At 62.8% G+C, this 25,385-nt stretch carries 20 protein-coding genes; 13 read left to right on the top strand and 7 right to left on the bottom strand.

Features of this window, described 5'->3' with window-relative positions:
- The first annotated feature begins 3 nt into the window (after nt 1-3).
- The 5 genes from ACILSE_RS08230 to ACILSE_RS08210 all read left to right on the top strand — a co-directional run bounded on the left by ACILSE_RS08230 (nt 4) and on the right by ACILSE_RS08210 (nt 8,724).
- Nucleotides 4-699 (top strand): zinc metallopeptidase, encoded by a 696-nt coding sequence (locus ACILSE_RS08230; RefSeq protein WP_395716896.1) that lies wholly within the window; start codon nt 4-6, stop codon nt 697-699.
- A 30-nt stretch (nt 700-729) separates the two neighbouring features.
- Nucleotides 730-1,440, top strand: a complete 711-nt coding sequence (locus ACILSE_RS08225) for a prolyl oligopeptidase family serine peptidase (protein ID WP_395716895.1) — start codon at nt 730-732, stop codon at nt 1,438-1,440.
- Between the two features lie 69 nt (nt 1,441-1,509).
- On the top strand, nt 1,510-3,096 hold the full coding sequence (locus tag ACILSE_RS08220; RefSeq protein ID WP_395716894.1) for a serine/threonine-protein kinase: 1,587 nt from the start codon (nt 1,510-1,512) through the stop codon (nt 3,094-3,096).
- Nucleotides 2,997-4,877, top strand: a complete 1,881-nt coding sequence (locus tag ACILSE_RS08215) for a formylglycine-generating enzyme family protein (RefSeq protein WP_395717012.1) — start codon at nt 2,997-2,999, stop codon at nt 4,875-4,877. The genes ACILSE_RS08220 and ACILSE_RS08215 overlap by 100 nt, the downstream gene beginning before the upstream one ends.
- Before the next feature lie 91 nt (nt 4,878-4,968).
- Nucleotides 4,969-8,724 carry a protein kinase domain-containing protein gene (locus tag ACILSE_RS08210; RefSeq protein WP_395716893.1) on the top strand — a complete coding sequence of 1,252 codons (3,756 nt, stop codon included), beginning with the start codon at nt 4,969-4,971 and terminating at the stop codon, nt 8,722-8,724.
- Here ACILSE_RS08210 and ACILSE_RS08205 read toward each other — a convergent pair.
- On the bottom strand, nt 8,687-8,938 hold the full coding sequence (locus ACILSE_RS08205) for a hypothetical protein (RefSeq protein ID WP_395716892.1): 252 nt from the start codon (nt 8,936-8,938) through the stop codon (nt 8,687-8,689). The two genes, ACILSE_RS08210 and ACILSE_RS08205, sit on opposite strands and share 38 nt — an antisense overlap.
- A gap of 425 nt (nt 8,939-9,363) precedes the next feature.
- Between ACILSE_RS08205 and ACILSE_RS08200 the strand changes: the two genes are divergently transcribed.
- The 5 genes from ACILSE_RS08200 to ACILSE_RS08180 all read left to right on the top strand — a co-directional run bounded on the left by ACILSE_RS08200 (nt 9,364) and on the right by ACILSE_RS08180 (nt 15,998).
- Nucleotides 9,364-9,924: a septal ring lytic transglycosylase RlpA family protein gene (locus tag ACILSE_RS08200; RefSeq protein WP_395716891.1), complete on the top strand. Its 561-nt coding sequence runs from the start codon at nt 9,364-9,366 to the stop codon at nt 9,922-9,924.
- Between the two features lie 60 nt (nt 9,925-9,984).
- Nucleotides 9,985-10,560, top strand: a complete 576-nt coding sequence (locus ACILSE_RS08195; protein WP_395716890.1) for an RNA polymerase sigma factor — start codon at nt 9,985-9,987, stop codon at nt 10,558-10,560.
- Complete coding sequence (locus tag ACILSE_RS08190) at nt 10,557-13,424, top strand: DUF1549 domain-containing protein (RefSeq protein ID WP_395716889.1); 2,868 nt, start codon at nt 10,557-10,559, stop codon at nt 13,422-13,424. The genes ACILSE_RS08195 and ACILSE_RS08190 overlap by 4 nt, the downstream gene beginning before the upstream one ends.
- A 10-nt stretch (nt 13,425-13,434) precedes the next feature.
- Complete coding sequence (locus ACILSE_RS08185; RefSeq protein WP_395716888.1) at nt 13,435-14,727, top strand: DUF1501 domain-containing protein; 1,293 nt, start codon at nt 13,435-13,437, stop codon at nt 14,725-14,727.
- 194 nt (nt 14,728-14,921) lie between these two features.
- The gene (locus ACILSE_RS08180) at nt 14,922-15,998 is read left to right on the top strand and encodes a putative zinc-binding metallopeptidase (protein ID WP_395716887.1); all 1,077 of its coding nucleotides are present in this window, start codon (nt 14,922-14,924) and stop codon (nt 15,996-15,998) included.
- A gap of 76 nt (nt 15,999-16,074) precedes the next feature.
- Here ACILSE_RS08180 and ACILSE_RS08175 read toward each other — a convergent pair whose 3' ends face one another.
- From ACILSE_RS08175 to mntR, 6 genes are all read right to left on the bottom strand, one after another.
- Complete coding sequence (locus ACILSE_RS08175) at nt 16,075-19,224, bottom strand: efflux RND transporter permease subunit (RefSeq protein WP_395716886.1); 3,150 nt, start codon at nt 19,222-19,224, stop codon at nt 16,075-16,077.
- Nucleotides 19,225-19,236: 12 nt separating this feature from the next.
- The gene (locus ACILSE_RS08170; protein WP_395716885.1) at nt 19,237-20,472 is read right to left on the bottom strand and encodes a TolC family protein; all 1,236 of its coding nucleotides are present in this window, start codon (nt 20,470-20,472) and stop codon (nt 19,237-19,239) included.
- A 99-nt stretch (nt 20,473-20,571) separates the two neighbouring features.
- Nucleotides 20,572-21,078 carry a hypothetical protein gene (locus tag ACILSE_RS08165; protein WP_395716884.1) on the bottom strand — a complete coding sequence of 169 codons (507 nt, stop codon included), beginning with the start codon at nt 21,076-21,078 and terminating at the stop codon, nt 20,572-20,574.
- A gap of 51 nt (nt 21,079-21,129) precedes the next feature.
- Nucleotides 21,130-21,642, bottom strand: a complete 513-nt coding sequence (locus tag ACILSE_RS08160; RefSeq protein ID WP_395716883.1) for a hypothetical protein — start codon at nt 21,640-21,642, stop codon at nt 21,130-21,132.
- A 118-nt stretch (nt 21,643-21,760) separates the two neighbouring features.
- Nucleotides 21,761-22,066, bottom strand: coding sequence for a hypothetical protein (locus ACILSE_RS08155; RefSeq protein ID WP_395716882.1), 306 nt, complete (start codon nt 22,064-22,066; stop codon nt 21,761-21,763).
- Between the two features lie 88 nt (nt 22,067-22,154).
- Entirely contained in the window at nt 22,155-22,604 is a 450-nt protein-coding gene (gene mntR, locus ACILSE_RS08150) for a transcriptional regulator MntR (protein WP_395716881.1), read from the bottom strand.
- Between the two features lie 130 nt (nt 22,605-22,734).
- On the opposite strand from mntR, the gene ACILSE_RS08145 reads away from it, so the two are divergent.
- The 3 genes from ACILSE_RS08145 to ACILSE_RS08135 are packed head-to-tail and all read left to right on the top strand — an operon-like array spanning nt 22,735 to nt 25,347.
- A complete protein-coding gene (locus tag ACILSE_RS08145) occupies nt 22,735-23,526 on the top strand; it encodes a transporter (protein WP_395716880.1) in 792 nt (263 codons plus the stop codon).
- Nucleotides 23,527-23,532: 6 nt separating this feature from the next.
- Nucleotides 23,533-24,432, top strand: coding sequence for a metal ABC transporter substrate-binding protein (locus tag ACILSE_RS08140; protein WP_395716879.1), 900 nt, complete (start codon nt 23,533-23,535; stop codon nt 24,430-24,432).
- A 6-nt stretch (nt 24,433-24,438) separates the two neighbouring features.
- Nucleotides 24,439-25,347 carry a metal ABC transporter ATP-binding protein gene (locus ACILSE_RS08135; protein ID WP_395716878.1) on the top strand — a complete coding sequence of 303 codons (909 nt, stop codon included), beginning with the start codon at nt 24,439-24,441 and terminating at the stop codon, nt 25,345-25,347.
- Nucleotides 25,348-25,385: the final 38 nt, after the last annotated feature.

The raw sequence follows: 25,385 nt of genomic DNA, 5'->3' as shown, positions 1-25,385 counted from the left end.
CGCATGCCGTTCCTGCTCATCGGAGTCGTCTTGTTCGCCGGTCTTGCCCTCGTCCGCTGGGCGCAGGGACGGCATGACGGCATGATGAGCAAAGGCTCGCGGGTAAACGCGCCCACGGCGCACACCGGCGGCGAGATCGCCCTCATCTTCCTCAAATCCGAGGGCATCGAGGACGTGCAGATCGTCGAGCACGACGCCCTCGTCACCAATTACTTCGATCCCGTGCGCCGCCGCCTGTTTCTGCGCAGTGATATCGCCAAAGACACCACGCTCAGCGCCTGGGCCATCGCCTTGCATGAGGCCGCGCACGCCTTGCAGACCGGCGACAGTCTCGGCGAGCTGAAGTGGCGGCAAAGCTGCATCCGCATCAGCCGCTACCTGCCCACGCTCGCCGTGCTGGTCATCATCGCGCTCACGGCGTTCAAGATCCTCATCCCGCGCAACGCCATCTTCATCGCCGCCGGAGTCCTGCTGCTCATTTTACTGCTGAACCTCGGCAGCGTGCCCACGGAGTTCAACGCCAACAAACGTCTGCGCCACTTCCTCGAAGATCACCTCAAAAACCACGGCCAAGCGCACGAACGCATCAACGAACTGCTCTTCTGCATGGCCCTGCGTGAAACCGGCGACCTGCTCAGCTCCCCGCGCTACTTCTTCCTCAGCGCCCTGCCCGGCACCGGAAAATCACGACCGTCGTAAGTGCTCGTTCACGCGCTTCGTTTGGCTCGCATGGTCAAAACGATTGCTTTTCTCCTCGCCACCGCCGCTTTCGCTCTCGCTGATACGCAGACGCCGCAGAACTTCAGCGGTGATTTTGTCATCAAGGTCAATTACAGCTACCTGCTGAGCAAACCCGAGGGCTACGAAGCCGATGCAAAGAAGAAATGGCCGCTCGTCATCTTCCTGCACGGCAGCGGCGAGCGTGGCAACGACCTCGAAATGCTGAAGAAGCACGGCCCGCCAAAACTCATCGCCGCCGGGCAGAAGTTTCCCGCCGTCATCGCCAGCTTGCAGTGCGAGCCGGACAATCTGTGGAATCCGCACGGCGTGAAGGCCGTCACTGATCATCTCATCAAAACGGAGCGCATCGACGCCAGCCGCGTGTATCTCACCGGCCTCAGCATGGGCGGCTTCGGCACTTGGGACACCGCGTTTGAGTACCCGGACACCTACGCGGCCATCGCGCCCATTTGCGGCGGCGCCGGCGTGCGCTGGATCATGACCAAACGCATCCAGCATCTGCCCGCGTGGATCTTCCACGGCGATAAGGACGGCGCGGTGCCGGTCGAAAACAGCCACAAGATCCACGACGCGCTCAAGAAGATCGGCGCTCCGGTCAAACTCACCATCTATCCCGGTGTCGGCCACGATTCATGGACGCAGACATATGCGAATCCCGAATTCTGGAAGTGGCTCTTTGAGCAGAAGCGAGCTTCATAGAAAACCGCGGCGCATTCCTCGCCGCGCAGCTTGACGCCTGTGTCGCTCCCGGGCTAAAACTTCCACCGCATGCCGGATCCTGATCACGCGCCCGATCTCGACGCCACCATCCGGGTGGCGGCCCCTAATCCGGCCACGGGAACCCGACAGGAGCCCGACATCCCGCAGCCGGAGGAACTGGCCGCGCTGCTGCCGGGCGACAACTACACCGTCGAGAGCTTCCTCGGCGCGGGCGGCATGGGCGCGGTGTATCGTGGCACCCAGGTGCGTCTGCAACGCAAGGTGGCCATCAAGATCATGCGGCGCGACCGTGCGAAGGACCAGGGCTTCGAGGAGCGCTTCCGCCGCGAGGCGCTGGCCATGGCGCAGCTCAACCACCCGAACATCGTCAATGTCATCGACTACGGCGAAGCGGGGCAGGATTACCTCTACATCGTGATGGAGTTCATTGACGGTACCGACTTGGTGAACGTCATCCGCAGCGGTCAGATGACGCAGGAGACGGCGCTGAAGCTGCTGCCACAGATTTGTGACGCGCTCCAATTCGCGCACGACCACGGCATCGTGCATCGCGACATCAAGCCGGCGAACATCCTCCTCACTCGCGACGGCCGCATCAAGATGGCCGACTTTGGCCTGGCGAAGCGTTTCGACGCGGAGAACAGCTACCGCACACAGTCCGGCTATGGCATGGGCACGCCGGACTACGCCGCGCCGGAGCAGTTCATGGGAGACGCGAGTGTGGACCATCGCGCGGACATTTATGCGCTGGGCGTGATGATCTACCAGATGATCACCGGTACGCTGCCACGCGGCGCGTGGAAGCCGCCATCGGAAAAGGCGGCGGTGGATGCGTTTTGGGACCACATCGTGGCCCGCGCGCTGCAAACCGACCCGCATGACCGCTACGCGAGCGTCAGCGAGATCAAAACGGACCTCGGCGGCATCACGCCCACGATCGGTGCGCCGCGTCTGGCCGCAGACGGCACCCAGGTCGGCAAAACAGCAGGCATGACCGTCGCCAAAGGCTCGACCACGGCGCTCACGCAGGCGGGAGGACGACCGGTGACGAAAATCAAGTCATCCGCTTCACAGGATGACGTTCAGCCAGGCAAGAACAGTCGGAGCCGCGCACCGCTGCTCGTCGCCGCCGCGTGCGTGCTGCTCGCGGGCGGTTATTTGGCGTGGGACAAGCTCAAGCCGGCTCCGATCACCAGTTCAAACGCTGCTGGGTTGCGAACCTGGTCCACACCCGCGATCGCCATCGGCACCGAGTGGACCGACATCATCCCCCACATCAAACCGGAGCGCGATGCCATGCGCGGAGAGTGGACGATGGATGGCGGCAGCCTCAGCGTGCTCCGTGGGCCGTCTGCCGCCTTCCGGTGCAGGATCCCGGCACCGACTACGACCTGCGCTACCGCATCACCCGTGGTGAGGGAGACCACCGGGCGATGTTCTTCTTCTTCGAAAAAGGAGACACCGGCGCTAATGTCGCAATCGATTACATCAATCCAGCACTGCCTGAATTTGCCGACGGCCAGCGGTGGCTCAGGATGGAAGGCAACCCCGCAAACCTCAAGGCCAAGCGCAAGGAGTGGCTGCCGCGAGGCAAGACCTGCACCGTGCTCCTCCAGGTGCGCGACAAGGAAGTGATCGTCTTTCTCGATGACGAGGAGGTCTTCCGCACTCCAGCGGACTGGTCGCGGCTGGGCCAGGGTGGCGGCATCGGAAAGATGCGATTCGGCGACCTGACCGGCGAGACGATTTTTGGCGTCGGTGTTTACGACTGCCACGCCACTTTCCACAGCATCGAGATGCGGCGCGTCAGCGAAACCAATGCATCCGCATCTGCTTCCACACCCGCCACCAAAGACACTCCCTTCATCAACTCCCTCGGCATGAAGTTCGTTCCCGTGCCGATCACCGGAGGGCCGACGGATGGGAAACGGTTGCTCTTCAGTGTGTGGGAGACGCGGGTGCAGGATTACGAGATGTTTGTTAAAGAAACGAAACGCACGTGGATGAAGCCGCCCTTCGACCAAGACCTGACGCATCCTGCGGTGAACGTGAACTGGCTGGATGCGGTCGCTTTCTGCGCTTGGCTGACAGGGCGCGAGCGCACAGCGGGCAGACTCGGCACGCAAGAGGTCTATCGTCTTCCCAGCGATCACGAATGGAGCTGCGCGGCGGGCATGGGTGGGCGTGAGGACGCGGCGAGTCCACCCCAGCAAAAAACCCACAATCTGGCGGATGTTTTTCTTTGGGGTAGTGAATGGCCCCCTCCTCCTGGAGCGGGCAATTTCCACGGCGAAGAAATGGATGGGGTCCTGTTCTTCAAGACTCAGGGGATTCTGAAGGGCTACTGGGATGGCTTTGCCCGGACGGCACCGACAGGATCTTTTCCGCCCAACTCGCTGGGTCTTTTCGATCTCAGTGGAAACGTCTCGGAGTATTGCGAGGACTGGTATGATGCGACGCAGAAAAGCCGGGTCACGAGAGGAGCCTCCTGGGGCAAAAATTTGCGCAATGAGCTGTCGTTGGCCTTTCGCGACAAACACCCGCCCAGCTTTCAAAACATCATCCTGGGTTTTCGCTGCGTGATTGCGCCCTCAGGTTCTACCGCCGCCGTCTCTCCCCCTCCAAGTCAGCAAGTCTCATCGTCTTCCGTCGCCACCGCCACGAAAGAAGCCCCCTTCGTAAACTCTCTTGGCATGCGGTTCGTCCCCGTCCCCATCACCGGCGGACCGGCGGACGGAAAGCGCGTGCTCTTCAGCGTGTGGGAGACGCGGGTGCAGGATTACGAGGTGTTTGTGAAGGAGAGGAAGCACGAGTGGCCCAAGACTCCTTTCGAGCAAGGGCCGGCGCATCCGGCCGTCAATATCAGTTGGCAAGATGCTGGCATTTTCTGCACCTGGCTCACCAACAAAGAGCGCGCGGCCGGGACGATCGGCCCGCAGGACAAGTATCGCCTCCCAAGTGATCACGAATGGAGCTGCGCGGCAGGAATTGGCGGCTTGGAGGACGGCTCCAAGTCCCCAAGCTACAAAAACCGGGGCGCGCACGCACTGGCCGATGAACCCGCCACCGCAAATTTCAGCGGGGCTGAGACGGCTGACAAAAAGATGTTCGCAAATCAAATGGCGATGGAAAACCACCGCGACGACCACCCGTACACAGCCCCCGTCGCATCCTTCCTTTCGAACCCGCTCGGTCTTTATGACATGGCGGGTAATGTGGCTGAATGGTGTGACGACCTTTACTACCAAACCGACGAACCGGGAGACAAACAACGCCGCACCTTCCGTGGCAGCACTTTTGTCACCGCTGCCAGAGTCAAGATCGGAGCCCGCAGCAGCGACACTCCCAACAACCGTGCCCCAATGAGAGGCATGCGAGTCGCCCTCGAAGTCTCAACTGGAGCGCCCCACAACTAAACGAGCACCGCCTCTCCATTCATCCACAAGCCTGGCACTGATTCCACGCAGCTTGACTCCTGCGTCCACTCCGCGTTAAACATCCCGCTGCATGCCGGACTCCCCCGATCCGAATTTCGATCCCGACTCCGCCACGATCCCGCTTTCGGGTCCGCGGCCGACCTTGTCCGGCGGCAATGTCGATCTGCCACTGCCGGAGGAGTTGGCGAAGCTGCTGCCCGCCGGTGCTTATGAAGTGACCGACTTCCTCGGCGCGGGCGGCATGGGCGCGGTTTACAAAGGCATGCAGGTCCGGCTGAAGCGCCCCGTCGCCATCAAGATCATGCGGCGTGATGTCGGGAAGGACCACGACTTCGAGGCCCGCTTCGAGCGCGAGGCGCAGGCCATGGCGAAGCTGAACCACCCGAACATCATCAGCGTCATCGACTTCGGCGAGGCCGGGCCGGACTACCTCTTCATCGTCATGGAGCTGGTCGATGGCACCGACCTCATGGACGTCATCCGCAGCAAGCAGATGACGCAGGAGATGGCGCTCACGCTGCTGCCGCAGATATGCGATGCGCTCCAGTTCGCGCACGACCACGGCATCGTCCATCGCGACATCAAGCCCAGCAACATCATGCTCACGCGCGATGGCCGCGTGAAGATGGCCGACTTCGGCCTCGCGAAGCACTTTGACCACGCGGAGACCGGCTTCCGCACCCAGACCGGCACCGGCATGGGCACGCCGGACTACGCCGCGCCCGAGCAGTTCGACCCCACCACGCCCGTGGACCACCGCGCCGACATCTATGCGCTTGGCGTCATGATCTACCAGATGATCACCGGTGCCCTGCCACGCGGCGTCTGGCGTCCGCCCTCGCAGCGCGCCCCGGTTTCCACGCAGTGGGACGCCGTCGTCAGCCGCGCCATGCAGAACGATCCCGCGGAGCGCTATCAAAAGGCCAGCGAGGTGAAGACCGAGCTCAGCAGTATTCCACTGCATTCAGGTAGGGCTGCTTCTCCGAAGCAGCCGTCACCCGCCACGCCCCCGTCCGGCGCTTTGGGACAAAGCGCCCTACCCAAATCCCGCACCCCGCTCCTCCTCGTCCTCATCGGCGGCGCGGTCGTCATCGCTGTCGGCGCGTTCTACATGCTGCGCGACACCGCCCCAAGGAGCGGCGGTTTGCAACCGCCGTCCCAGGCTGCCGCCACCTCCCCAGGATCATCACCCACCCCAGGCTTTGCCCCGCCAGCCCCCACCCCAGGCTTTGCCCCGCCAGCCCCCACCCCGGCGGTTCAAAACACGCCGCTCCTTGCCCCGCCGCTCCCCGAGTCTGGCTGGAAGCCGCTGTTTGCGAAGCAGGAATGGGAAAACAGTGCGCAAGGTCCATCACCTGGGGTGATGCGTGAGTTCAAAGACGGGCTTGTCCATATGACCAACTGGGCCAATACACGCCCGCAGCCTGGTCCAGATGGTGCCATCCGCTCGGTGGTTGTGATTCGGCAGCACAGTCATACCGGCGGTGTCATCATGCGCTCCGCCAAGGCTGGCACCTACTATAAGTTTGGTCCCGCTGCGGATGCAAAGGCCGTTCATCTTTACTATACAGGAGGCGGCACCTCGGCACCGAAACGACTGGGTCTGCACAACCTGCCACGACCGCTCAAGGAGGGCGATAAGTTACGGCTCGAACTGCGCATCCAAGGCGGCAATCTCACCTGTTTGCTTGATGGCAAAACCGTGATCGAGGCGAAAGACCAACAAATCGAGGTCGCTGGTGAATGGGGCATCCACGCGACTGACGCCTGGTTCGAGTCCGTCGAAGTCCAGCCGCTCCCAGCGGCTGCTCTCGCCTCCACCGCTCAGCCCACATGGCAGAAACTTCTCTTCACAGCTGCAGAAGCATCCTCCCAGAAAGCACAGTTGGAGGCCGACGGAAGTGTGAGCATTGACGGTGCCTTCAACCTGCCTGGCATCCAGGCGCGCAACATCGCCGTCCGGGCGGAAATGAGGAAAGCGGAGGGTAAATTCTTTCCCGCCAAGCTCCGCTGGAGCAAGGAAGGCAGCCGTCAGATGGAGTTCTTTGCCAACGACGCACGGCTCCAGATCCAACTCCCGGCCCAGAATCAAATGCCCACCTTGGCCTTGCTTCAGTTTCCGAAGCAGCTCATTCAGCCGGGCGAGTGGGTGCCGGTCGAGTTTGCCGTGATCGGGGAGCGGTCTTTTGGCAAGGTGCGTGGCGTGCCGTTCCCGGCAGGCACCAGCACTCAAGTCCTCCAGGCTGGCGGTGTCGCGTTCACTGGCGCGGGCAGCGTCCGAAACATCGAAGTCCTCAACCTCGACGGCCTGCCCGAGGCTGAGGCCCTGCGCCTGCTGGGCGTGGATGAGAAGGTGAAGGATTTGAGAGGGAAGACTGGTGCCGTCCCCCCCTCTCCAAGTCTCCCGGTCTCCTCTTCTCCTTCGTCTGCAACCAAAGCCGCCCCCCTCGAACCCGGTGCCATCCGCCTCTGGGATGCGCCGGAGAAACTCACCAGCACTCCCAAGGGCATCAGTTGGAAGGATGATGCGCTCCTCATTCATTCCTCGGTGATGGCCGTGCGGGTGGACAACAAGCCGCTGACCCACCGCGACTCCATCGTCCGCTTCTCCCTGCGCATGAATCGCGACGCGCAATGGGCCAACGTGATTGTGCGTGACGCGGGCACCCCGGCCGCTCCCCGGCAATACAAGCTCAGCATCCATCCACCCACCGGCGTCATCAAGTTCCTGGTCGCTAACGGCGACACGGAACGGGTGTTGTTGTCCAAACCGCTGCCGCGTCCGTATGCGCCGGAGGAATGGCTGCGCGTGGAACTGCGCTCGGTCGGCGATGACTTCACCGTGTCTCTGGACGGCCAGCCGCTGGAAACCGTGCATGACGCCACGCTGCCGAACCGTGGCCTCACGCACTTCGGGGCCACGGCCAACGCCTACTTCCGTGACATCGTCTATGTGCCGCTGGACGAGCCTGCCGCCGTCTCCTCCTCTCCCAATCTCCCTGTCCCCGCCCGCAACGCTTCGCGTAGCGATGCGGGCGGGTCCAAGTCTTCCGCCGCAACAGCGACGAAAGACGCCCCCTTCACCAACTCCCTCGGCATGAAGTTCGTGCCGGTGCCCATCACCGGCGGGCCGACGACTGGGAAGCGGGTGCTCTTCAGCGTGTGGCCGGTGCGGGCGCAGGACTTTGACGCTTTTTTGAAGGAACAGGCCCAGACGCGGCCGAAGACGGGCTTTGAGGAAGGCCCCGCGCATCCCGCCATTGGCATCAACTGGTTCGACGCACAGGCATTCTGCGCCTGGCTGACCACGCGGGAGCGCACGGCGGGGAAACTCGGCGCGGAGGCGGCTTATCGCCTGCCCTCGGATCATGAATGGAGCTGCGCACTGGAGATCGGGGCGCGTGAGGATGTGAACAAGCCCCCGGCGGAGAAGCATCTGGGCATCCCGGGGCTTTTTCCCTGGGGCACGCAATGGCCGCCGCCGAAGGACGCGGGGAACTTCGCCGGGGAGGAGATGCAGCCCGCCCTGGCCGCCGGGAAATACCCCAACGTCAAAGCCGTGATCGCAAGCTACAAGGACGGCTTTGTGAACACCTCCCCCGTCGGCAGCTTCCCGGCCAGCCGCCTGGGCCTGCACGACATGACGGGCAATGTTTGGCAGTGGTGCGAGGACTGGGCGGATGCCTCGCAAAAAACCCGCGTCCTGCGCGGCGGCTCCTCCCAGGACAGCGATCCCAAGACGCTGCACATCACCTACCGCAACCGTTACCTGCCCGAAGCACGCTTCCTCAACCACGGCTTCCGCGTCGTGCTGGAAGCGAAGTGAGCGGGGACCGCCTTTGGACGGCGGCCCTGGCGATGCGCGCGACCTTGGCCTTGCTGTAGGTTTTGGTGGCCGGGCTGGATTCAGGGCGGAGCAAGATGCCGTGCTTTGTTTCCTGCGCCACGATGCGACCCGAGGAGAAGAGGCCCAGCTGCGTCCAGAATTCTTTCGGCAATGTGAGCGTGCCACGTTTGGAGATGCTGATGACGGCTGACATGACACCAAGGTTCATCCATTCAGCCGACGGGCAAGCCAGGAGTCGGGGAATCACGTAAAAGACGAGTGACCTGCGGTCCAGGCTATGCACCAGCGACGCACCCGTCAGCGACATCGAAGTCATCAACCTCGACGGCCTGCCCGACGGCGTGGGAGCTTGCGCAATCCCAAGGACGCCCGCGAAAGCGCTGGAGGGCCAGCGCACTCCAGGACGCTGGCGCGGCTTTGTCTGTGCTTTCTGACTCGGCTCGTCATGACCGGCAACGGATCCTAACGGGCGAACAGCGGCTCCGGGGCGGCGGCCGGCTTTCGCATCCTCTTTTCCGCAGAGCTCAGACGGTGATTGTGCCGCCTGCCAATCGCGGGTATATCTCCGTCCAGCCGCACATGAATCATCACGCGTTCTCCCGACTGGTCCTCCCCGCCATGGCCGCCCTGCTGGCGAGCTGCGCCAAGCCCGCCTACGAGGCGCGCGGATACGCCTCCTATGTGGCGGATCATTACGCGGGCCACATGACCAGCTCCGGCCAGGTGTATTCCCCGCAAGGCTGGACCGCCGCGCACAACTCGCTGCCCTTTGGCACCGAGGTGAAGGTGAAGAACAACTACAGCGGCCGCAGCGTGAAGGTCATCGTGAACGACCGCTTCCCCCACTATCCGGGCCGCGTGATCAATCTCTCCCGCGCCGCGGCGGAGCACATCCAGATCCCCTACATGCAGATGGCGGATGTGACCGTGACGGCGAAGACCATTCCCGGCCAGCAGCCGCAGTCCTCCGGCGGATTCAGCCAGAACGCGCCGGCGCCTCCGCCGCCGAGCTATGGAGCGCCCCCGGCGAACTACGGCGCCCCGCCTCCCGCTGGCTATGGAGCACCTCCGGCGAGTTATGGTGCCCCGCCGGCAGGCTACGGCACTACGGCTCCGCCCTCGGGAATCCCACCGCCACCACCGGGTTACGGCACCAGCACACCGCCGGACCTGCGGTAAATGCCTGTGTGGTAAAATTTTCCGCCACACTACCTTCGTGGCAGTCCATATCATCAGCATATGCCACTGCCGATCGATTCCCACGCCCCCACCGATCCTGAGCTAGCCAGAGAGGTCAGCCAGGGTCACGAACAGGCGTTTCGTTCACTCATGGAGCGGCATCTGCAGCGTCTGCGCTCGTTCCTCGCGCTGCGCGCTCCGGTTCCGGACCTCATCGACGAGGTGGCGCATGACACGTTTGTCTTCGCCTATCAAAACATCGCTGATTTCACGGAAGGAAACATGCAGCCGTGGCTGCGCAGCATCGCGCACAACCTGCTACGCGACCGCCTGAAGGCTTACGCCCGCGAATCCATCAAGCACGAGCGCTACTCCGAGATGGTGCGCTGGGAGATGGCGCTGGAGGCCGCGGAGAAGCCGGTGAGCGATGAGTCCGATCATCTCGCCACATGCCTGGAAAAGCTGCGGCACCACCAGCGCACCGTCCTCGACTTGCGCTACGAGCAGCAGCTCAGCAGCGAGGAGATCGCCCAGCGCACCGGACGCAGCGTGCTGGCCGTGCGCACGCTGCTCATGCGCGTGCGGCAGCAGTTGCGCCATTGCATTGAATCCCAGATGCAGCAAAAACCGGCATGAACCACGACGAAGCCATCGACAAGGCCCTTGAGGGCGTGCTTTCCAACGAGGAATGGCAGGCGCTGGCCGCCGATCCTGACACGCTCAAGGAACTGGAGCAGCAGCTCGGCATGGACGCGCTGCTGCGTGTGCATTTGGAAAAAATTGGCACGCCCGAGGCGCTGGCGGAGGCCATCGAGGCAAGCGTGGGCGTGTCGCCCGTCGAGGACCTGATGCTCAGCATCGAGGCGACCACCATCGGCACGCGCAAGCGGCGGCGCTGGTTCACCGCGCTGCCGAAATGGACCACGGCCGCCGCCGCGGTGCTCATCGGCCTCCTCAGCGGCAGTTTCGCGTGGCCGGATGTGTTTCTCTGGCTCGATCTCGGCCCCACCGTCGCCCAGCGCACCGGCAAACGCGTCATCCTGCACGGCCACATCATCGCCGAGCCGCCGAAGCCCGCCCCGGTCATCACCTTTTCATTTCCATCGCTCAAACCCGCCGCCCCGGCAGCACCGGCGGCCCCTGAGAAGCCCAAGCCGCAGCCTGTGGCGAACGTGACGCCCCCTGCCCCGCCACCCATGATTGTAGAAAAAGCGCCGGAGCCGGTGAAACCGCCGGAAGCGAAGCCCGCGCCTCCGGCGATGGCCGAGTCCACGCTGCCGGCGCCGATGAACCTCGCCTCCAAATCCACAGGCGAGTTGGCCGTGGTCATCCCCGACGCCTCCACGAAAGTCGATTTCGAGAAGCATGTGCTGCCCATCCTCGAGCGCTCGTGCTTTGAATGCCACAGCGGCAAGCTGAAGAAGCCGAAGGGCGGCGTGCGGCTCGACGACCTCGAGCTCATCCGGGACAAGAGCCGCTCGGACAACCTCGTGCTGCCGCACAAGCCGGACAAAAGCACGCTGGTGAAATCCATCTCCCTCAAGAAGGACGACGACGATCTCATGCCGCCGCCGAACGAGGGCAAGCCGCTCAGCGCCGACGAGATCGCCCTTATCCGCCGCTGGGTCGATGAAGGCGCGAATTTCGGCTCCTGGACCTCGACGCGGGCGAAGGAGGTCATCATCGCGACGCAAAACGAGGCCGTGGACATTTCCAAATCGCAGGCCGTGGCCGCGCGCATTGATCAACTCATCGAAGCCGACCTCACCAGGCACGCGCAGGAGCCGCGTCCGCTTGCCAGCGACGCCACCTGGCTGCGCCGTGTCTATCTCGACCTCGTCGGCCGCATTCCGACCAGCGACGAAGCCAAACGCTTCCTGAGCGCGAAGGAGCCGGACAAACGCTCCCGCCTGATCGACGAGCTGCTCGCCTCCAGCGGCCACGTCAGCCACATGTTCAACTACTGGTGCGACCTGCTGCGCGCGAAGGACGACCTCGCCGAGGGTGTGCAGGGAGATTTTTACCTCGCCTGGATCAAGCAGAGCGTGCGGGACAACAAACCCTTCGACGTGTGGACGCGTGAACTGCTCAGCCCTGAGGGCTACGGCTGGCGGGCGCCCGCGGCAGGTTATTACCTGCGCGATGGCGAGAACCACGCCGCGAACATCGAGAGCACGGCCACGCTCTTCCTCGGCACGCAGATTTCCTGCGCGCAATGCCACGACCATCCCTACAACCGCTGGACGCGGAAGGATTACCACCAGTTCCTCGCCTGGACCTCCGGCATACGCACCGCGTCGAAGGAGGAAACCGTCGGCACCGTGGAAGCGGACAAAATCCGCGAAGCTGCGGAGCGCTACGACCGCCTGGCGATGGCCGGCATGAGCTATGAACGGCAGCAGAAATACGAGCGCATCAAAAACGCCCTGCTCGCGCTCCAGCGCGCCGCCGGCGGCGCTGGTGTCGTGAACGACATGGGCATCCCCGCCACGCTGCCGGATGACTACCAGTATCCCGACGCCAAGCCCGGCGATGTCATTCGCGCCGCCGTGCTTTATGGCGAGGCACCACCCGCAGGCGCGCGTCCGGCGGAAACATTGGCCGCGTGGGTCACCTCGCCGCAAAACACACGCTTCAGCCTCACGCTCGCAAACCGGCTCTGGGCGAAGCTTTTCGGCCTGCCCTTCGCCGGACGCGTCGATCAAGTGCGGGAAATCGCCGACTGCGCGAACCCCGACCTCGCGCAATACCTCGTGCATGTTGTGCGCGAGTCGAAATACGACATCCGGCAGATTTTGCGCGTCATCTGCCTGACTAAAGCCTATCAACGCGAGGCCGGAATGCCGCCGCAGGACGCCGAGACGGTGTATCGCTTCCCCGGCCCCGTGGTGCGACGCTTGAGCGCGGAGCAGGTGTGGGACTCGATGATGGCGCTCGCGGTCAAAGACCTCGATGTGAAGCTCAATTTCGACCCGCCGGGGGTCGAGGCTCTCGAAGCCGCCGTGGATGCAAAAAAGGCCAGCGATGTCACCGGCGTGGCGCGCAAGATGGCCGGCGAGGAGGAGCGCGAGATGAAGGCCGAGGACCGCCGCGCACGTCTGCGCAAGGAAATGGCGAAGGAATTCGCCGGTGGCGGCCTGGAGCGTGCCTCGGAGCTGCCGCAGCCCACGCCGGACGGCCATTTCCTGCGCATGTTCGGCCAGGGCAACCGCGACTTCATCGGCGACGCCTGGAGCGCCTCCACCGTGCCGCAGGCGCTGCTCATGCTGAACAGCAGCTTCTTTGATCACGTCGCCCGCTCCGGCAGTCCGCTCGCTGAAAGCCTCCGGAACGCCAATAACATCCGCGATGCCGCCCGCGCCGCCTTCCTCGCCGTGCTGACACGCGAACCCACCAAGGAGGAGACCGACGCGTGCCAGGAAACATTGGGCGAGACGCGCAACGCGAAGGCGCTCGCCCGCATGCTGCTCTCCACCGCCGAGTTCATCTTTCAAAAGTAACCGCCACACCATGAAACATCCCCTCAACCAGCTCGATGACCTCGCACGCCGTGAATTCATCACGCGCATGGCCAAAACCTGCCTCGGAGTCAGCCTCTTGCCGCCCGCCATGCTCGCGCGCGCCGTGGAGACGAGCGCGCCGAAGTTCGCCGGTCATGTCATCTACCTCTACATGCGCGGCGGCATGAGCCACCTCGACACCTTTGACACGAAGCCGGACGCGCCCGCCGGTTATCAAGGCTCCACGCGCACCATTAAGACGAAGTCGCCTGATCTGCAGATCTCCGGCTTCTTCCCGAAGCTCGCGGAGCATGGCGACAAGATCGCCGTCGTGCGCTCCATGCACCACACGCAGGGCGCGCACGAACCGGGCATGTACAAGGTGCTCACCGGCTACGAGGTCTCCCCCTCCATGAGGCATCCCGCGCTCGGCTCCTGGGTGGCGCGGCAGGTCACGCAAGGTGCCTCCACGCTGCCGCCTTACATCCGTCTCGCCGATCTCGCCGGCCATCCCGGCGCGGGCTTCATGGACGCGCGCTTTGCGCCCGTGCCCGTGCTCGATGCCAGCAAGGGACTGGAGCACACGCAGCTTCAGCAAGGCGACTCCATGGCGAATCTGCGCAAACGCACCGGACTCGCCGACAAGCTCAACAACGACTTTCTCAAGCGCTACCCCATGGCCGAGGTGAAGGCGCACGCGGATGTCTTTGCCGACGCGATCAAGCTCATGACGAGCAAGGATCTCGACGCCTTCGACATCACGCAGGAGAAAGGCAGGCTGGTTAGCGACTACGGCGAAAACTACTTCGGCCAGGGCGTGCTGCTGGCCCGCAGGCTCGTCGAGCGCGGCACGAAGTTCGTCGAAATCGAGCTCGGTGGCTGGGACACGCATTCCAACAACTTCGCCACCGTCGAGGCGCTCGCCCAGGTCGTGGACAATGCCGTCTCCACACTGCTCGAAGATCTCGAAGCACGCGGCCTGCTGGAAAGCACGCTGGTGGTGCTCACCACCGAGTTCGGGCGTTCGCCCAAGATCAACGGCAGCGGCCGCGATCATCATCCCATCGCGTTTTCATCGTTCATCGCCGGCGGCGGCGTCAAAGGCGGCCAGACGTATGGCAAGACCGACGAGACCGGCACTCGCGTCGTCGAGAACCCCGTCACCGTGCTCGACTTCCACGCCACGATCGGAAAACTCATGGGCGTCTCCCCGCACGACCTCATTCCCGCCGGCAGCGGCAGCTTCAACATCTACGGCGGCACAGGCGCGAAGCGCGGGGTGCCGATTCCGGCCTTCGTCTGAGGCGATCCCTGCACCATTGTCGCGGCGATTCGTCGTTTGCTTTTGCGATGCGGACGGTGTCTGCTGCGTCATGCGAGCAAACCCCTGCCCTTCTTTGTGAGACGGGCGGCTATACCTCGGCGGCGTGACATGCGCGCCAATGACACATTCGACACGCTCGCGCTTGGTTCCATGACGGTGGAGGGAGGACGGGCATGAAGTCCTTTCACTGCACCTGCGGCAACGCGCTTTACTTTGAAAGCTCCCAGTGCCTGCGCTGCGGTCTCGAGGTGGGCTACGATCCCATGCAGGACCTCATGCGTCCTCTCGACGCCCATCTGAAGCGCTGCGCCAACGGCGCGCGGCATGGCGTGTGCAACTGGCTGCTGCCCGCCGCCTCCAGCGCGGCGTTCTGCCGCTCCTGCCGGCTGACCCGCACCATTCCCGACCTGGGCACGGAGCAAAACCGCAGGCACTGGGGCCTCATGGAGGCTGCGAAGCGGCGTCTCATCCACACCCTGCATGCCCTGCGCATCCCCCTTCCTTCACTGGCGGAAGATCCGCAAAACGGCCTCGCCTTTGACATCGTCAGCACGACGCTCGATCCCCGTGTCACCATGGGGCATCTCGGCGGTGTCATCACCGTCAGCCTCGAAGAAGCCGACGACACCTGGCGACAGATCAACCGCCAGCAGCTCGGCGAGGCCTCGCGCACGCTCCTCGGCCACTTCCGCCATGAAAGCGGCCACTATTTGTGGGATCGTTTTCTGTCCCGGCTCGAGTGGATGAACCCCGCGCGCTTCGCCTTCCGCGAGGTCTTCGGCAACGAGTCCTTCAGCTACAGCGACGCCCTCCAGCGCTACTACCGGCAAGGCCCACCCGCCGACTGGCAGCAACGTTTCATCACGCCTTACGCCGCCGCGCATCCCTGGGAAGACTGGGCGGAGACTTGGGCGCATTACCTCCAGATCGTCGATGGCCTGGAGACGGGCGGGCAGTTTGGCATCCGGAGCGGCGCGGTTTCCCCCGCCCCGCTGCCGGACTCCTGCACGCTTCCGACGGCGCTCGCCTCATCCACGCAACGCGAGGACAGCGCTTTTCACGATCTGCTTCAGCGCTGGCTCTCCCTCGTCACCGTGATGAACGAAGTCTCCCGAAGTTTCGGCGCTCCTCTGTTGTATCCCTACATCATCTCACCCCCCGCCGTCCGGAAGCTCCGCCTCGCGCATCATTTCGCCGGCGTGTGGGGTAGCCGTGCCGGCACCAGCGGATCGGAATTCATCGACTCCTGACATCCGGTCAGGATCACCGGCAGTGATTACCGCCGGTGATCCGCGCAATGACGGCCAGACCCGCTCAGATGCGGGCTCAACCTGCGGACAGTTCTGCCTCTTTCTTCACCGCCCGCTCGATCCAGTCATAGAGCACCGGCAGCAGGATCAGCGTGAGGATCGTGGAGCTGATGATGCCGCCGATGACAACGGTGGCGAGGGGGCGCTGGACTTCGGCGCCGGCACCGTGGGCGAGGGCCATGGGCACGAAGCCGAGGGCCGCGACGAGGGCGGTCATCATCACGGGGCGCAGTCGCGTGGCGACGCCGTTGAGCACGGCATCGCGGACGTTCATGCCTTCCTCGCGCAGTTCGTTGAAGTAGTTCACGAGCACGAGGCCGTTGAGCACGGCGACGCCGCTGAGGGCGATGAAACCGACGGCAGCGGTGATGCTGAAGGGCATGCCGCGCAGACCGAGGGCGATGATGCCGCCGGTGAGGGCGAGCGGGATGCCGGTGGCAACGAGCAGGGTCTGCCGCACACTGCCGAAGGCGAAGAAGATGAGCATCAAGATGAGCACCAAGGCCGTCGGCACGACGATGGCGAGGCGGGCGCGGGCTTCCTGGAGGTTCTCAAAGGTGCCGCCGAACTCGAAGTCGTAGCCTTCGGGGAATTTGACCTCCTTTTTGATGCGGGCGGTGGCTTCGTTGACAAAGCCTTCCATGTCGCGGCCTTTGACGCCGACGAGCAAGGCAGCGCGGCGTTGCGTGCGGCTGTGGCGGATGGGATCGACGGCTTTTTCGGTGCGGATGTCCACGGCATCGCCAAGTGGAATCATGCCGTAATCACCGACACGCAGTGGCAGTGATTTCATCATCTCTTCCTTGGAGCGATCTTCTTCGGGAAGACGCACGACGATGTCGCGCTTGCGGTTGCCTTCGACGACCTGACCGGCGACCTCGCCACCGAGACCGGCAGAGACGGCGCGGTTCACTTCGGAAAGCGGCACGTTGTATTTGGTGAGCACATCGCGCTTCACCTGGAGCACCACGGTGCTCGGACGGCCGTCGGTTTCGAGCTCGGCCTCGCCGCCGGGCGTATCGTTGATGATGTCTTTGACCTGATTGGCGAGTTTTTCGAGCGTGTCGAATTCAGTGCCGTAGATGCGCACGGCGAGCTCGGCCTTCGTGCCTTCCATCATCTCATTGAAGCGCGTTTCGATGGGCTGGCCGAACTCGATCGTCTGGCCGTCGTGTTCGCGCAGGGCTTCTTCTTCGATGGCGGCGCAGAGTTCCTCTTTCGTCGTCGGCAGGCCGGGGCCTTTGGGCCATTCGCTGAGCGGTTTGTAGAAGACGTAGAAGTCGGTCTCGTTCGGCGGCATGGGGTCGGTGGCGACCTCGCTGGTGCCGCTGCGGGTGAAGAAGCGCGTCACCATCGGGAACTTCTCACGCACCATTTTGCCGAGCTCGAGGTCCTCGTGGAGCGACTCCTTGAGGTTCATGCCGACCTTGCGGTAAATCATGGCTGCGATGCTGCCTTCATCGAGTTTTGGCACGAACTCGGCACCGAGCGTGGTGAATTTCCAGCCGCAGAAGGCGAAGAAGCCGACGGCGCAGAGCACGACGAGCCAGCGGAGCTTCATCGAGATGCGCAGCAGCGGCTGGAAGATGGCGTTGAGGCCTTTGATGATGAAATTCTCCTTCTCGGCAATGTTTCCGCCGAGGAAGAACGAGCACATGGCGGGCATCAACGTCAGCGCGAGCAGCAAAGCGCCTGCGAGGGCGAAAATGACCGTCACCGCCATCGGGCGGAACATTTTCCCTTCGATGCCTGTGAGCGTCAAAATGGGCAGATAGACGATGGTGATGATCAAAACGCCGAAAAACATCGGCGAGGCCATTTGCTTGCTCGCGGCCAAAACTTCGCGTGAACGCTCTTCACGCGTCAAAACTCGGCCGAGGTGGTGTTGCTTGATGCCAAGCCTGCGGACGATGTTTTCGACCATGACGACCGCGCCGTCGATGATGAGGCCGAAATCGACTGCTCCAAGGCTCATGAGATTGCCGGACCAGCCGCCCTGCACCATGCCGCTGATGGCAAAGAGGAAGGAAAGCGGGATGGCGAGCGCGACGATGAGCGCCGCACGCCAGTTTCCCAGCAGCACGAGCAGCACGACGACGACGAGGATGGCACCTTCGACGAGATTTTTCTCCACCGTGCTCACGGTGGCCTCGACGAGGTCGCTGCGTTCATAAACGATGGTCACATCCATGCCCGGCGGGAGTTTTTCGCGCACTTCCTCGAGTCGCGGTGCCACGCGATGGCAAACGATGCGGGCGTTTTGCCCCATGAGCATCATGACGGTGCCGAGCACGACCTCCTCGCCATCCATCGTGGCCGCACCGCCGCGAAATCCGGCTCCCCACTGCACTTTGGCGACGTCTTCGACTTTCATCGGTTGCACGGCGGCACCGAATTTGATCGGCAACTTGGCGATTTCCTCCGCGGTGCTCACGCGGCCGACGCTGCGGATGGTGAGCTGCTCGCCATCGCGGTTGATGATGCCACCACCGGCGTTTTCGACGTTGCCGCGAATGATGTCGGCGAGTTCGCCAACGGTCATGTTGGCGGCCTTGAGCTTGTCGAGCATGGGCTCGACGGTGACTTGGCGCTGATGGCCGCCGTTGCTGTTGATCTCTGCGACGCCCTGCACGGTGCGCAGCATGGGTTTGACGATGTACTCGTGCGTTTCCCAGAGGCGCATGAGGCCTTCGCGTTCATCGGCGGGCTTCTCCTTGGCATCCTTCTTCCAATGCAGCGTGTAGTAGAAGATCTCGCCGAGGCCGGTGCTGATCGGCGCGAGGCTGAGCTCGCTGCCGGGCGGCAGATCCTGCATGACGGCGGTGAGGCGTTCTGTAACAAGCTGCCGTGCGCGGAAGATGTCCGTGCCGTCCTCAAACTCGACGGTGACCTGGCTGAGGCCGAATTTGGTGATGGAACGCGAGTCGAGCACGCCGGGCATGCCGCTGAGCGCCATTTCAATCGGTCGCGTGATGGCGCGTTCCGATTCCTCGGGCGCGAGCGCCGGCACGGCGACATTCACCTGCACCTGCGGCCCGGTGAGATCCGGCACCGCATCGATGGGCAGATGCATGAGTGAATACAACCCTCCACCAAGCAGGCAGAAGGCGCCGAGCAGCACGAGTGCGCGCTGCCGGACGGAGAACTCCAACAGGAAATTGAGCATGGTCGTGTTGGATTAGTTGAGTTTCGATCCGGTGAGCTGCTCAAGCTGGAGACGTGCATCGACGGCACCGAGCTGGGACTCGAGGACGGCTTTGACGCTGTCGATGTATTGGCGCTGAAGCTCGGTGTAGGTCGAAAGCGGCAGTGCGCCGAGGCGGTAGTGCTCATCGGCCTCGGCGGCGGCTTTGCGGAAGCTGTCGAGCGTGTCGGCAGGCCATTTGGCGAGCTCTTCGACGTGAATCTTGTAATGGCTGGCCTGCGCGGCGACATCGCGCTCAAGCTGGCGCATCTGTGCGGTGAGCATGACCTCGGCCTGCACCTCCTTGGCTTTGGCGGCGTCGATGGCACCCTTGTTGCGGTTCCAAAGCGGCAGCGGAATAGACACGCCGATGCCGACCTGAGTCTCACGCGTCTCGTTTTGCTGACGCTGGATGTAGGGCTGCACGGTGATGGAGGGCCAGCGCTCGTTTTCAGCAAGTTTCACCTCATAGCCCTGCTGCTGCACATCGATGATGCGGGCGCGAAGGTCGAAGTTCTTTTTGCGTGCGTTCACGAGCAGGGATTCGAGCGCGGGAGGCGGATTGAGCGTGAGGTTCTCCATTTTCAGCTCGAGCGGATGCTCGGCTTTTTCGCCCAAAAGCTGGTTCAGCTCAAAACGGGCCGAAGCGAGCTCGTTGCGGGCCAAAGTGGCCTCAGCACCGAGTGTGAGGGCGCTGGCTTGAATGATGCGAGCTTCCAAACGCGGTGCGGCGCCAGCCGGATCGCGCTGCAAAAGAACCTCGGCGAGCGATTGGAAGCGTTTCGCGACTTCATCGGCGGCTTTGGTCTTCTCCTGCGCGGCGAGCATCTTCCACGAGATGGTGCGCACCTTGGCCGCGAGCGCGGCGCGGAACTGCTCGAGGCCGAGCTGCGCGAGCTCGATGTCCTTTTGCGCGATGGCTTTGCGCAGCGAGAGACGTCCGGGCCACTCAAAGGTCTGCGTGAGCTGCACGGCCCAGGTGGGTCCATCGGTGACGTTGTTGGTGGCGAGGTCACGCACACGCCAGTTGCCGACGCCGGTCATGAGATCGGGATTTTTGATTTCTCCGGCCTTGGTCTTGCCGGCGGAGGCGACATCGATCTGCGCCTCGTAAAAACGAAGCTCAGGATGCGTGGCGAGGGCTTTCTGGACGAGTGAATTGACGGAAAACGGATCTGCTGAGGCGTGCGAGAGGAAAAGGAGGCTGAAGAAAAAGGTGAGCGGTTTCATGGCGCGTTGATTGAATGAGGGGGATTGCTTGCATCACCGCGTGGCGGTCATGATGCGATGATCTCCGCAAGCGCGGAGCAACGTGGCTTTCCCAAGCACTCAACAACGCATGATCATCCTGCTCTTCTTGATTTCGAGACCGGGGGACCATGCGGGCGCCTGAAACTGCGCGCTCGACGACACACGCACCCTTTTTGGCGACAGGCAGGGTGATCCAGGGGAAACCACCAGCACGAAAGCGGGAAGGCTCACTTGAATGGAAGCCCGGCGGAGTGTGCGCGAGGCATCCTCGACCGACTTGAACGAGAGGACATGATCCGGCTCGCCCTCGGCGGGTTTCTGAGAGAAGGCGACGACCAATGCGCCAAGCGGATCATGCTGGTGCGAGATGGCGGCGTCCAGCCCCCCTTCGTGCGACAGCACCACGCTGACATCACCCGACTGCGAGGCGCGCACCTTGACCGCATGCTCGCCATCCATGACAGCGGCAGCGAGACATAGCGCCGGGGCGCCCCCCTGCGTTGACAGCATCCAGCCGGCAAGCAGCAGCAGATGCACAAGCCGCGAAAACGGCGTGTGCTCGGTGTGACGGGAGCGCGGACTCATGACGGAAGGATGCTTTAATAACGCACGGGCACGTTGGATGCCATCGCGAAATCATTCAGAGGCTTTGAGAAGCTTCGGATCGTTGCTGGCCTCAGCAATGACCTCGCCCCCCTGGAGCACCTGCACGGCATAACCATGATAGCGATGACCAGTCTCATCCACCTTCTTGTAGCTCACGCGACGCCCGCTGCCAGAGCGCACGGAATGCTGGGGCGTCCATTCAAAGACCACCTTGGGCGTGGTCACATCCGTGGACCGTCCGGAGGGCTCGATGCTGAAACTCTCATCGCCCGACTTATGGAGGACGACTTCATCATGACCACGTTTCAGGTCATCGGCGTAGAAGTTCCATTTGAGGGTGAGCCCCTCCATTTTCACGGGCGCAGGGTTGGTGACACGCACGACCAACCAGCGTGCGCGGCTTTCGTCGGGTGACTTGGAGTCGTTGGCGCCTTTGGAGCCGCGCTCGCTTTCGACGCGGACTTGGAGCATGACTTTTTGGGGGCCGGCAAAAGCGGCGGTGGAGAAGACAAGCAGACTGGCAAAGGAAAGGATGGTTTTCATGAGATGATGTGTGGCTTTAAGAGGACATGGATCTTCCGTGATTCGAGGAGCCCGGCCTGACGCAGGAGAAGATCCCTGTCCTTCGCGGCCGTGGTTCAATGACGAAGCTGTCCGCTTATCAACACAACTCCCTGCAAAGCCTGCGGTGCAGACGCGTTCCGCGCTCCGCCCGGGCTACGTTCCACCGCGTCTCCGCGCGGTTCATGCTGGCAGCAACGACCGAGTAAACGGATGTTGCTGCAGGCAAGTCGGCCAGTCCCAAGAAATCCGAAGGAACATCGGATGCCTGCGCGTCGATGTGCGACATGTCGTCGTCGGCCCCGATCAGCGCGTGAGGCTGGTCTGCTTCATCCAAAGTGCCTGGAACAGAGCATGCCTCCAGCCCGACCGGCAGCGCCAGCATAAGAGCAAGAATGAGCATCATTCTATTCCAGAATACTTTCACAAGCCCTTGAACGTCGATCAATCTCTGGTCTATCACCCGAGAATTGGTGACCGCGCGCCGTATTTTGTCACGTTCGTTGGGCGAGCTTGCGTTTGAGCTTCCTCATCAGCTCTGAATTGCCCTCCAGTTCCTCCATCAGCAGCGTCAGCACATCGAGCGTCTGGCGGCTGATGTGGTGCTCCATGCCTTCCACGTCCTCATGGACGGTTTTCGGATCGAGGCCGAAGCCGGCGAGCAGGCGCGTGAGAACCTCGTGCCTGCGCGCGATTTCAGAACCCACCTTCCCGCCTTTTTCGGTCAGCACGACCCCACGGTAGCGCTCGTAAACGACAAATCCCTCGGCATCCAGCCGCTGGATCATATTCGTGACGCTGGCCTGGGAGATTTCGAGGTTTTTGGCAATGTCCACCACACGAGCGTAGCCCTTCAAGGCGATCAGATTGTGGATCTGCTCCAGGTAGTCCTCGATAGCGGGGGAATGGACATGTGCGGTGGTTTCCTGGCGCTTGGCTGGCATCAAGCGAGCAGTAGCCAAGACCGCGGGAGAGGCAAAGCACAATTTCCCGGGCTGACAATGTTAGCCCAGGCTAAAATTTGCGCTTGCCTGTCAGCCAGGGCTGATGTTCTTAGTCCAGACTAACTTTCTCATGCGGATCAATCTTTTGCTTTTCGCGCTCCTGCCACCTTTCCTCGGCTCCTCGCCGGCGGCCGAGCCTGTCCGCGAGATGAGCACCGACCGGCCTGACACGACCGAATCCGGCTACACGGTGCCCGCCGGGATGTTTCAGGTGGAAATGAGCTTCTTCGACTACAGCCGCGACGCCGACGCCGTCCAGGGCAGATCCTCCGAAACCTGGCTCTACGGCCAGGCGAACCTCAAGGCCGGGCTCACACGCAGCACAGACCTGCAGGTGATCCTCAACAGCCACGCCGTCGCCGGAGAGTCCGAACGTGGAGACGAAACCGCCACGTCGGGTTTTGGCGACATCACGGTGCGCCTGAAAAAGAACCTGTTTGGCAACGACTCCGGACCGGCGGCCCTTGCCCTGATGCCTTACATCACCATTCCCACACATTCCAACGTCAGCGACGAGGCCTGGGCTGGCGGCCTCATCATGCCGCTTTCCATCACACTCTCCGACCGGATTTCCCTCGGTCTGATGGCCGAGGTTGACATCGTTCATGACAGCGAAACCAACGGCCACGACCTTGAATGGCTGCACTCCGCCACGCTCGGCGTCGGGCTGACCGAAAAACTCGGCATGTATCTTGAACTCGTCGGCATCGCCGGCCAGGACACCGCTTACATCGGGATTTTCGACGCCGGCGTGACCTTTGCCGTCACTGATTCGCTGATCTTTGACGCTGGCGTTCGTATTGGCATGAACCGCCCGGCGCCTGATTTCGGTGTCTTCAGCGGCGTGAGCTTTCGTTTTTGATCCATCATGAAAAAACTGACCTTCCTTCTGCTACTCTGCGGTTTGCTCGTTTCCTGCGGCAAAACGCCAGAAAAGACCCGCACCGGCCCGAAACGCATCCTGACGACGTTTACGATCATCCAGGACATCGCGCAGAATGTCGCGGGCACGGCGGCGATCGTGGAATCCATCACCAAGCCCGGCGCGGAGATTCACGACTACGAGCCGACTCCGCTCGACCTGGTGAAGGCGCAGGACGCCGATCTCGTGCTGTGGAACGGCATGGGGCTGGAGCGCTGGTTTGAAAAATTTCTCCAGCAGGTGCAGGACGTGCCCAGCGTGGTGCTCACCGAAGGCATCGAGCCGATGGGCATCGGCGAAGGCCCTTACACCGGCAAGCCGAACCCGCATTCGTGGATGTCGCCCGCAAACGCCGTCATCTACGTCGAAAACATCCGCAAGGCGCTGGTGAAGCTCGATCCCGCGAACGAGGCGACCTACACCAAAAATGCCGCCGCTTACACCGCCGAACTCCGCGCCATCGACGAACCCGTGCGCAAGAAGCTGGAGGCCATTCCCGCCGATCAACGCTGGCTCGTGAGCTGCGAGGGGGCGTTTTCTTACCTCACCCGCAACTACGGCATGAAGGAACTCTACCTCTGGCCCATCAACGCCGACCAGGAAGGCACGCCGCAGCAGGTGCGGAAGGTCATGGACACCGTGCGCGCGAACAAAATCCCGGTCGTCTTCTCCGAAAGCACGATCAGTGACAAGGCCATGCTGCAAGTGGCCAAGGAAACGGGTGCGCGTTACGGCGGCGTGTTGTATGTGGACTCGCTCACAGCGGATGACGGCCCCGCGCCGACATTTCTGAAGCTGTTGCAATACAACGCCGACACCATCGTGAAGGCGTTCACCCATCCCTGACGAAGAATGCCCGCAACCACCCCGCCGCTCTCGATCGAAGTCGCCGATGTCACCGTGGCCTACAACAACGGCCACATCGCGCTACGGGACGCGTCCTTCACCCTTGGAGCCGGGACGATCTGCGCGTTGGTCGGCGTGAACGGCAGTGGCAAGAGCACGCTATTCAAATCCATTATGGGCTTCCTGCGCCCGGTCAAAGGCGGCGTGAAAATCGCCGGTCTCGGTGTCGAAGCTTCGCGGAAGCGCCAACTCGTCGCCTACGTGCCACAGAGCGAGGAAGTGGACTGGACCTTCCCCGTCAGCGTCTGGGACGTGGTAATGATGGGCCGCTATGGCCACATGAATTTCATGCGCATCCCGCGTGCCGAGGACAAACGAGTCGCACAGGAATGCCTCGAACGCGTCGGGATGAGCGATTTCAAAGACCGCCAGATCGGCGAACTCTCCGGCGGGCAAAAGAAACGCGTCTTCCTGGCCCGCGCTCTGGCGCAGCGCGGCCGCATCATGCTGCTGGACGAGCCCTTCACCGGCGTGGACGTGCAGACCGAGACCGCCATCATCGAGCTGCTGCGCTCCCTGCGCTCCGAGGGCCACATCATGCTCGTTTCCACGCACAATCTCGGCAGCGTGCCCGAGTTTTGCGACCAGGTCGTGCTCGTGAACCGCACCGTGCTAGCCTTCGGCCCCACCGAGCGTGTTTTCACCGAGGAAAACCTCTCCCGCGCCTTCGGTGGCGTGCTGCGCCAGTTCCACTTCGAGGAATCCACCATCCAGGAGCACGACGGCCGCACCGTGAAGCTGTTCACCGACGACGAGCGCCCGCTCGTGTTCGGCAAAGACGGGCATTTGGAATACACGGAGCGTCAGGGGCGCGAGGAGCTGGTCAAGGTGAGAGCCAAGGAGGTCGGAGAATGAATGACGAAACCAGAGTGGCGAATGACGAATGGCCCTCC

The sequence above is a fragment of the Prosthecobacter sp. genome (assembly GCF_044236155.1).
In the GTDB taxonomy this organism is placed as follows: domain Bacteria; phylum Verrucomicrobiota; class Verrucomicrobiia; order Verrucomicrobiales; family Verrucomicrobiaceae; genus Prosthecobacter.
Note: the sequence above shows the minus strand (reverse complement) of the source record. Positions and strands in the feature narration are given on the sequence as shown.